Consider the following 8,816-nt stretch of genomic DNA (forward strand, 5'->3'; position numbering starts at 1 on the left):
AAAAATATGAATTTTATCCTTTTTAGTTAGTTTAGACATAGTAAAACCCTCGAGATTCATGTCCGAATTTCGAGGGTCACTACATACATATTATATTTCTGAAGATGATGATTCTTCGAAAAATTATTTTATTGCAACCCATTTAAAAGATGGAAAGAAAAATTATTTTAATCAAGCTGGAATTTTTAAACCTGCTGAAAATGAATGCATTATTATTTCAAGTAATACGAAATCCAGAGGGATTAACTATAATCCATGGGAAGATGAGTTTAATGAAGATGTTGGGTATATAAATTATTATGGTGATAATAAAAGACCTGACACAGATCCTGCAACTACACGAGGGAATAAATATTTGTTGGATCAATTTAAAATTAGTCATGATCCTAATCCCGAAGTAAGAGCTACTGCTGTTCCTATTGTATTTTTTGAAACACGTAAACAGGGAGAAAGAATTTTTCACGGATATGGTGTGATAAAAAATGTTAAATTGGTAACTCAATACACAGGTAGTGGGGCAGATAAAGCATATTTTTCCAATTATTTATTCACTTTCTGTGTATTTTCAATGAAAAAAGAACAGGAAGGCTTTGATTGGTCCTGGATTGAAGCGAGAAAACAGGCAGCTAAAGATAAAAATTTTCTTTCTTTAGCCAATGCACTAGCTCCTAAAGAATGGAAATTTTGGATAAGGACTGGAGATTTAGAAAAAGTTCGCCGAAAGGTTTATGGAAGAAGTACTTCTAAAAAAGAGGAGCAACTGCCTACACCTGGTTCCGCAGATGATAAAATTTTGAATCAAATCTATGAATATTATCGTAAGAAAGATAATTCAAAAGCTCATAGTGGAGATTTTGAATTTGAAGGTCTAGCTAAAGAAATTACACGATTAATTATTGGGGATGCATGCCATGATGGTTGGGTAACTAAATCATCTGGTGATGGTGGTTATGATTTTGTTTTACGAGTAGATATTGGAACTAAGGGCATTAGCCAAGTTAGACAGGTGGTATTAGGTCAAGCTAAATGTTACCGACGAGATCAGCGTATAACAGGAGAAGCCGTTGATAGAGTAGTTGCTAGGTTAAAGCGTGGATGGATTGCAGCATTTGTGACTACATCTTTTTTCAGCGACCCAGCTCAACGCGAAATACTGGAAGACGATTATCCAATCATGTTAATTAGTGGTAAGCAGGTTGCACAGACCGTAAGAAAATATATCTATGAGAAAAATATAACTCTTCAAGAATATTTAGATTCATTGAGTCGCGATCAATCTTTTAAATCACCAGAAGATATTCTGAAAGAAGAGTAGCTAAATGTTTTATCCATTAATTATTTCTCAAGTGTTCTGCAATAGACTAAAAAGAACAAAATTATAGGAGGATAAAAAATGCCATGTACAACAATTTTAGCCGGTAAAAAAGCTACGGCTGACGGTTCAACTTTAATTGCCAGAAACGAAGACTACGGTCACGCCTTTAATCCTAAACGTTTCATCGTCGTAACGCCTGACAAGCAACCTAAAGATTATCAATCAGTAACTTCTAAGTGCAAGGTAGATTTGCCTGACAATCCTATGCGTTATACCGCTGTGCCAGAACTTGAATCAACCATGAAGACCATGGGCTGGTGGGGCGAAGCCGGCATCAACGCCGCTAATGTTGCAATGAGTGCCACCGAAACCAGCACTACCAATTCACGTATTTTGGGCGTTGACCCAATGAACAAAAAGGGAATCGGTGAAGAAGACTTCGTTACGATCGTTTTGCCTTATATTCATTCAGCTCGTGAAGGGGTAAAATTGCTCGGGCAATATCTAGAAAAATACGGCACTTATGAATCAAACGGCGTAGCCTTCTCAGATAAAGATGAAGTTTGGTATATGGAAACTATCGGTGGCCATCACTGGGCAGCTCAAAGAATTCCAGATGATTGTTACATCGCTGCGCCAAACTGGTTTAGCATCACCGATTTTGACTTTGCTAGTGATGATACGATGGCTTCCGCTGATTTGGAAGAAATGATTGAAAAGTATCACTTAGATATTGATCACAGCGGTAATCCATATAATCTTCGTCATATCTTTGGTAGTCACGATGATTCAGACTATGAATACAACATTCCGCGCCAATGGTATATTCAAAAACTCTTTAATCCAAGTGATGTTCATGAGCCTGATGATCCTAACTTGCCATTCATTAAAAAGCCTGAACATTTATTAACTATTGAAGATTTCAAGTATGCTTTATCATCACGCTATCAACATACTAAGTATGATCCTTATGGCTTACAAGGCACTGATGCAGACCGTCATGCTTTTCGTCCGATTGGTTTTCAACGTAATCAGGAATTATCAATTTTACAAATTAGAAATGATGTCCCTAAGGAAATAGCTGGCGTTCAATGGTTAGCCTTTGGTCCTAATACATTCAATGGCATTGCGCCATACTATACCAACGTGCTTGATACGCCTAGCGTTTACCGTGATACCAAGGAACATTTTGATATCAAAAATATGTATTGGCTGACCCAAGCTATCGCTACCATTGTTGATGAGCATCCATTCCGCTACAGCGCTTCAGTCGAAGAATTGAAGCAACAAACATTAGCTGCAGGTCGTCATATTTTACTTGAAACTGATGCAGAAGCTGAGAAATTAACTGGTGAAGAATTACAAAAGAAACTGCATAATGCTAATGAGCAAACTGCAAAAGCTGCATACGATGCTGCAATGAAATGCTTCGGTGATTGTGTTGAAACTGGTGCATTACAAATCAAATTGAATTATTAAGCTTGAAATTAAGAAAGGCTCGCCGAGAGGCGGGCTTTTTTGATCAGTTTTGTTTTATGTGATGAACAAAAATCAACTTTTGTCACAAAAGCAATTACGAAAAATATATATTGTTTTTCTCCTTTACCGAATAGCTATCTTTTACTTTTTTCCTCTGTATAATCTCAATTAACGAATCTAAAAGTTAATGAGGGAATATGATATGAAAAAATTACTGGTCAGTGTTGTGCTTTTATTAATGCTGATGTGGGTCAAAGGAGCAAAAAACGTTCAAGCTGCCGTGAGTGATAATTTTACTAAGATCGTTCTTAACGATGGCAGATCAGAAAAAGTGGAGAGTGGTCAGCTAGTTCACGTTAATGTGGAGCTTACCGGTTATCAGAAGGATAAGTTGAAAAGTGATGATTCACTGACTATTACCTGGAGTGAATCTGATAAAGTCCAGGCAAAAGGAATTAATAAAACTAAAAATATTATCATTAAAGACGAAAATGATAACGAGCAAAAAGTTGGGACATATACTGTTGAAACCAATCGCGTTTTAGTGAAATTTAATAACAAGATTGAAAAGTATGATCACCTTGTAGGTCAGCTAACATTTGATCTTTTGGTTCGTAATTCAGCGAATGATAAACAAGAACTAACTGTGCATGCTGGAAAAATTGAGAAGGTCTTAACAATTGAACCTGAAGATAAAGAGGCACTTTTTACTGAAATTATTGGTAAATTGAATCAACACCAAGATAGTATTGCATGGGAAATAAAAGTAAATCCTGATGAAAAAGAATTTTTAGGACCGATAAAAATTTTGAATGAGCTACCAGAGGGTCTGGAATTTAATAAAAATACGGTAGGAATCGAAACCGATGATATTTTTATCGAGTTAGGCAAGAAAGAAGTTAAATTTGATCAAAATAAATTGTTGATTAGTTTAAATAATAAGGGACGATCACATAGAACTTTTACTATTAAATATAAGACGAAAGTTCTGGAACAAAAAGCGATTACCGGGATTAATAAGATCCAATTAGAATATCAGTTAAAAAATGAAGATAAAAGAAAAAGTAGTTTATACGAAGGGAGAATTTTAGATGATTATGATGCAACTTTTGTGGGGATCCGTAGTGAGAGCAATGATGAAATGGCACGACGCAAGACTCTTGAGAAAGCTGAAAAAGATAGAGGATTGTCCATATTGTTCTCAAAACTACTCAAATTATTAGACGATAAAAAAGATAGTCAGCAAACAAACGATAAGGATGTTGAGCCAGTCAAGACGTTATCTAAGACAAGTACACCGGAATCTACATTTGAAGCGGCTAAGGATGTAAATCCTAAAGAGCTAAGTGGCTTTGACAAGAAAGAACAAAAGGTTACGCATAGCGATTCAAGTGATGATACCGACTTAGATGAAGAAGATGATGATATTAAATCACTAAAACATTCTTCAACTAAGGAGCATTCATCTAGAAGTCGTTCAGGCAAATTGCCACAAGCTGGTGAAAGGACAAATGGCATTTTAAGTTTGATGGGTGTATTCATTTTGCTGGCAGGAATATTAGGAATTAAAAGAAAATTTTCAAAATAAAAAGTATATTAATTATAAAATTCGGATTTTTGATAGATAAAACTTGATCTTTCACGTATTATGGAGTTATAACTTTGTATCATGAAAGAGATATAATATGCCATACTCAATTTCAGAAATTATTGTTTTATTTTTTACGTATTCTTTTATTGGCTGGCTATGGGAAACTTGCTACTGTTCAATTAAAGATCATCATTATGATTATCGTGGCTTTCTTTTTGGACCATATTGTCCAGTCTATGGATTTGCAATTACGACTATTTTAATTTGTACCAAAGATGTACAAGATAACTTATTTCTTTTATTTGTAATTGGATTTATTGTTGCAACAGTCTTTGAATATTTTGCTAGTTTCTTTCTTGAAAAAGTCTTTCATATGAAATTATGGGATTATTCTCACTTATGGGGAAACGTTCAAGGAAGAGTAGCTCCAATCATTTCGCTCTTTTGGGGAATTGGAGTGGTGTTACTGGTAAAATTTGTGCAGCCATTTGTTCAAGATATTATAAACATAGAAGAAAGAGATACTCATGGCTGGTTAGCCGTAGGTATTACGATTGTAATGGGACTCGATACAGTCTTAACTATGATCAGTGTAGAAAGATTCCATACTACGACCAAGATGTGGGATGACCATATCAATCAATTCATTGAACGCGTAAGAATCAAAGTTGAAAGCAGAATGCCTGAAAAAGGTAAGTTAAAAGTTGGCGATTGGCATCATTCAGTAATGCAGCACTATAATGAATTACAGCCATATAAATTAAGCTGGAACCATAAACGTTTTCTTAAGAGTTTCCCTAAGTTAAAAGTACTTGATGCACCAAAGTTTATGGAAATCAAAAAAGATATTTTGAAAAAAGAAGATTAGATAGCAAAATAGACAACTCTCAATTGAGTTGTCTATTTTTTTAGTGGAAAGTGGTATAGAAATACCAAGAACAAATTTAGGAATGATACAATCAAACATATGAGTTAGAGAAAACGAGGTTAGGTTATGGATACTGCTTGGCAGAAATTCAAAAATAATATTCCTTTGCGCAGGTTTGTAGTATTTTTGATCATTGTTGCTTTTCTTTATGAAATGCGTGCGATGATGAATACGATTTTGTTAACGTTTATTTTTACATATGTTATTGTGCATTTGATTCACTTCGTACAGCGTTATGTTTCTAAAATGCCAACCGGCGCAATTGTTGTAGTGACGTATTTAATTATTTTGGCACTACTTTATTTTGTCATTACGGTTTATATGCCGATGTTGGTTGGACAGATTTCTAAGATGGTCAAATCCGTAATGGCGTTTTATGAGACGAATCAGTCATCGCGGTTAATGTCGTATGTAACGCATTACATTAGCAAAGGTGAACTTGTTACACAGGCAAAGCGTGCCATGACATTTGCCTTTCATACCGCTACTAATATTGGTACGTTGACGATTGCAACATTCATGTCGCTTATTTTAAGCTTCTTTTACACTATCGAATTAAAGCAGATGCGAGAGTTTTCAAGTTTATTTGTTAAAAGCGGCTACTTAAAATGGTTATTTGAAGATATTCGTTACTTTGGCAAAAAGTTTACTAATACTTTTGGTGTAGTTTTAGAAGCACAATTTTTTATTGCAATCTGTAATACGGCCCTTACCATGATTGGTTTGGCGATTATGAAAATGCCACAAATTGTAGCTTTAGGCTTGATGGTATTTATCTTAAGCTTAGTACCAGTTGCCGGTGTGATTATTTCGCTGATTCCATTAAGTATCGTAGGGTACTCCGTCGGCGGCATTCGCTATGTGATTTATATTTTTGTCATGATCATGATTATTCATGCAATCGAGGCGTATGTGCTAAATCCTAAGTTTATGGCCAGCAAGACAGAATTACCGATCTTTTATACTTTTTTAGTACTTCTTGTAGCAGAACATTTTTGGGGTACATGGGGACTAATTGTAGGAGTTCCGATTTTCACTTTTTTATTAGACGTTTTAAATATCAAACCTACTAAAAAGGATAAGAAAGCTAAATTAAAATGAGAGTACTACTTACAGGCGATAGCATTATTGCTCGATATGAAGGGAAGACCGAGCCACATATTAACTGGAATTTAAAGCAGATATTGCCTGAGATTCAGATTGAAAATACTGCGGTTTCGGGAATTAATTCAGGAGCATTTTTTGCTCGATTAAATGAATTAGTATTGAGCGTGAAAAAGTGCGATAATTTGGTGATTTTATTAGGAACAAATGACTTGGCAACACATAAGCAGGTTCCGCTAGAGCAATTTAAAAGAAATATGGAATTAATTGCCTCTGCGGTTATTTGTCAGTACTATCCGCCACATGTATTGCTCATTTCGCCGCCAGCAGTAGATGAGCAGAAGCAACATGTACGCAATAATGAGTTGGTAAAAAAATATGCGAAAGTGGTTGAAGAGATAGCAGAAGAATATCATTTTCATTATGCAGATTTGTGCCAAGCAATGATTGATGCAGGCGATTTAAGCGATATTTCTCGGGGAATAAAAAATGATGGCTTGCATTTTGGTGATAAAGGATATGGAATACTAGCAAGTTTGATTAGGCGAGAATTGAAAGAAATGTAAAAAAGCAAGGTTATCAAATATAGATAACCTTGCTTTAATTTTTATCTAACTAATGCCCAGATGAGACTTCCGATACCAATGATGGCGAGAAAAGGGATTAATAAGTATGCACAAAAAATAAAAATCAATCCTGCCATAATTAGGAAGCCGAAAATTTTAATTAAACCGATTCCCAATTTGAAAAATAGCCAAAGTAGGAAAATTACCAATAATAATGAAAGCATAATTATACCTCCAATTTCTATGATTAATATTTTACTACTAGCAGAATATTGTGGACCTTAAGCTTTTATAAAATTTAGTTACCGTTAACAATAGATCAGACGTTGAAAGCTCTTACAATGATGACTATATTTATTTGATGTAAGCGATTTAAAAGAGAGAAAATGAGAGGGAAAAATGAAAGCAGAAAAAGTGGGCTTGCCTACATTAGCTAGTAGTGTAATCTGGATGATTAGTTTGGGTTATTTAGGTGTGCAGATTGCCTTTACTTTGGAAACTTCTCAAATGAGCAGAATTTTTCAAACTTTGGGTGCAGATCCAACTAAACTTGGTTGGTTCTTCATTCTGCCACCGTTAGCAGGGTTGGTAGTTCAACCAGGGATTGGATCTTTGTCAGATCGGACATGGATTCCTAAAATTGGACGTCGGTTACCGTATTTATTAATAGGAATGATTTTCGCTGTTTTAACTATGGTAATTTTACCTAATGTGGGCAGCTTTGGTCTGGGATATGGTTCAATTGAAGCATTGATATTCGGTGCTGTGGCTATTGCTGTTCTTGATGTTGCTTCGAATATGGCCATGCAACCATTTAAGATGATGATTGGTGACATGGTTAATGATGAACAAAAGTCATATGCTTATGGTATTCAAAGTATGCTTTCAAACTTTGGTGCCGTAATTGCTGCATTCTTTCCATTCTTATTAACGACACTAGGTGTTGCCAACACTGCCAAAAAGGGAGTAGTGCCACAGTCAGTGGTTATTTCATTTTATGTTGGTGCAGCAGTTTTAGTAATTACTTCATTATTTACAATTTTTAGAGTTCATGAATATGATCCAGAAACTTATGCTCGTTATCATGGCATTAAGGAATCTGATAATCAAGAAGGTGGCGGCTGGATTAACTTGCTAAAAAAGGCACCAAAAGTATTCTGGCAAGTTTCATTAGTTCAATTCTTCTGTTGGATTTCTTTTCAGTATTTATCAACATATGCTACGGGCGCAATTGCAGAAAATGTTTGGCATACAACGAATGCTTCTTCTGCAGGCTATCAGATTGCTGGGAATTGGTTTGGTGTATTAACAGCTGTACAATCAATTGCAGCAGTAATTTGGTCATATGTATTAGCCAAGGTGCCTAATAACCATCATAAATTAGGCTATGGTTTAAGTTTATTACTAGGAGCCATTGGCTATACTTCAATCTTTTTAATTCATTCACAAGGAATGCTGATTCTATCTTTTGTATTGATTGGTATTAGTTGGGCAGGGATGAATACTTATCCATTGACGATGGTTTCTAATGCCTTATCAGGCAAACATATGGGGACATATCTAGGCTTGTTCAATTGCTCAATTTGCTTACCACAGATTGTTGCTTCACTGCTTAGTTTTATTATTTTTCCAATGGTAGGAAATTCCATGCCAGCGATGATGTTAATTACTGGGATTTCAGGCTTTTTAGCAGCTTTGTCGGTAATTGGAATTAAAGAAGCCTATGTTAAATGAAAATAATTAAGGTAAAAAAGTGTCTGGGAAAAAACTAAATCCTAGGCCATAAAAAGAACGATCAAAATTCTCAAATTTGAGGTTTTGATCGTTTTTTTC

Annotated in this window: 8 protein-coding genes; 7 read left to right on the forward strand and 1 reads right to left on the reverse strand. The window is 35.1% G+C overall.

The annotated features are described in order from the left end of the window. The first annotated feature begins 58 nt into the window (after nucleotides 1-58). From JEM49_RS08155 to JEM49_RS08180, 6 genes are all read left to right on the forward strand, one after another. Nucleotides 59-1,315: a restriction endonuclease gene (locus tag JEM49_RS08155; protein ID WP_242509810.1), complete on the forward strand. Its 1,257-nt coding sequence runs from the start codon at nucleotides 59-61 to the stop codon at nucleotides 1,313-1,315. Between the two features lie 78 nt (nucleotides 1,316-1,393). Continuing rightward, entirely contained in the window at nucleotides 1,394-2,794 is a 1,401-nt protein-coding gene (locus JEM49_RS08160) for a C69 family dipeptidase (RefSeq protein WP_087363543.1), read from the forward strand. A 202-nt stretch (nucleotides 2,795-2,996) separates the two neighbouring features. Then, nucleotides 2,997-4,382 carry an Ig-like domain-containing protein gene (locus JEM49_RS08165; RefSeq protein WP_242509811.1) on the forward strand — a complete coding sequence of 462 codons (1,386 nt, stop codon included), beginning with the start codon at nucleotides 2,997-2,999 and terminating at the stop codon, nucleotides 4,380-4,382. Nucleotides 4,383-4,479: 97 nt separating this feature from the next. Further along, the gene (locus JEM49_RS08170; RefSeq protein ID WP_201874612.1) at nucleotides 4,480-5,253 is read left to right on the forward strand and encodes a putative ABC transporter permease; all 774 of its coding nucleotides are present in this window, start codon (nucleotides 4,480-4,482) and stop codon (nucleotides 5,251-5,253) included. Nucleotides 5,254-5,379: 126 nt separating this feature from the next. Next, on the forward strand, nucleotides 5,380-6,414 hold the full coding sequence (locus JEM49_RS08175) for an AI-2E family transporter (protein WP_201874614.1): 1,035 nt from the start codon (nucleotides 5,380-5,382) through the stop codon (nucleotides 6,412-6,414). Then, nucleotides 6,411-6,983, forward strand: coding sequence for an SGNH/GDSL hydrolase family protein (locus JEM49_RS08180; RefSeq protein ID WP_087236187.1), 573 nt, complete (start codon nucleotides 6,411-6,413; stop codon nucleotides 6,981-6,983). The genes JEM49_RS08175 and JEM49_RS08180 overlap by 4 nt, the downstream gene beginning before the upstream one ends. Nucleotides 6,984-7,024: 41 nt before the next feature. Here JEM49_RS08180 and JEM49_RS10590 read toward each other — a convergent pair whose 3' ends face one another. Further along, on the reverse strand, nucleotides 7,025-7,207 hold the full coding sequence (locus JEM49_RS10590) for a hypothetical protein (protein WP_087176239.1): 183 nt from the start codon (nucleotides 7,205-7,207) through the stop codon (nucleotides 7,025-7,027). Nucleotides 7,208-7,382: 175 nt separating this feature from the next. Between JEM49_RS10590 and JEM49_RS08185 the strand changes: the two genes are divergently transcribed. Next, nucleotides 7,383-8,717 carry an SLC45 family MFS transporter gene (locus JEM49_RS08185; RefSeq protein ID WP_087176238.1) on the forward strand — a complete coding sequence of 445 codons (1,335 nt, stop codon included), beginning with the start codon at nucleotides 7,383-7,385 and terminating at the stop codon, nucleotides 8,715-8,717. Nucleotides 8,718-8,816 lie beyond the last annotated feature (99 nt).

The organism is Lactobacillus sp. A27 (genome assembly GCF_016742815.1).
In the GTDB taxonomy this organism is placed as follows: Bacteria; Bacillota; Bacilli; order Lactobacillales; family Lactobacillaceae; genus Lactobacillus; species Lactobacillus gallinarum.

Excerpts from the sequence above, each read along its gene's own strand:
- JEM49_RS08165 (WP_242509811.1), top strand. The coding sequence starts at position 2,997 with ATGAAAAAATTACTGGTCAGTGTTGTGCTTTTATTAATGCTGATGTGG.
- JEM49_RS08185 (WP_087176238.1), top strand. The coding sequence starts at position 7,383 with ATGAAAGCAGAAAAAGTGGGCTTGCCTACATTAGCTAGTAGTGTAATC.
- JEM49_RS08155 (WP_242509810.1), top strand. The coding sequence starts at position 59 with ATGTCCGAATTTCGAGGGTCACTACATACATATTATATTTCTGAAGAT.
- JEM49_RS08170 (WP_201874612.1), top strand. The coding sequence starts at position 4,480 with ATGCCATACTCAATTTCAGAAATTATTGTTTTATTTTTTACGTATTCT.
- JEM49_RS08160 (WP_087363543.1), top strand. The coding sequence starts at position 1,394 with ATGCCATGTACAACAATTTTAGCCGGTAAAAAAGCTACGGCTGACGGT.
- JEM49_RS08175 (WP_201874614.1), top strand. The coding sequence starts at position 5,380 with ATGGATACTGCTTGGCAGAAATTCAAAAATAATATTCCTTTGCGCAGG.
- JEM49_RS10590 (WP_087176239.1), bottom strand. The coding sequence starts at position 7,207 with ATGCTTTCATTATTATTGGTAATTTTCCTACTTTGGCTATTTTTCAAA.
- JEM49_RS08180 (WP_087236187.1), top strand. The coding sequence starts at position 6,411 with ATGAGAGTACTACTTACAGGCGATAGCATTATTGCTCGATATGAAGGG.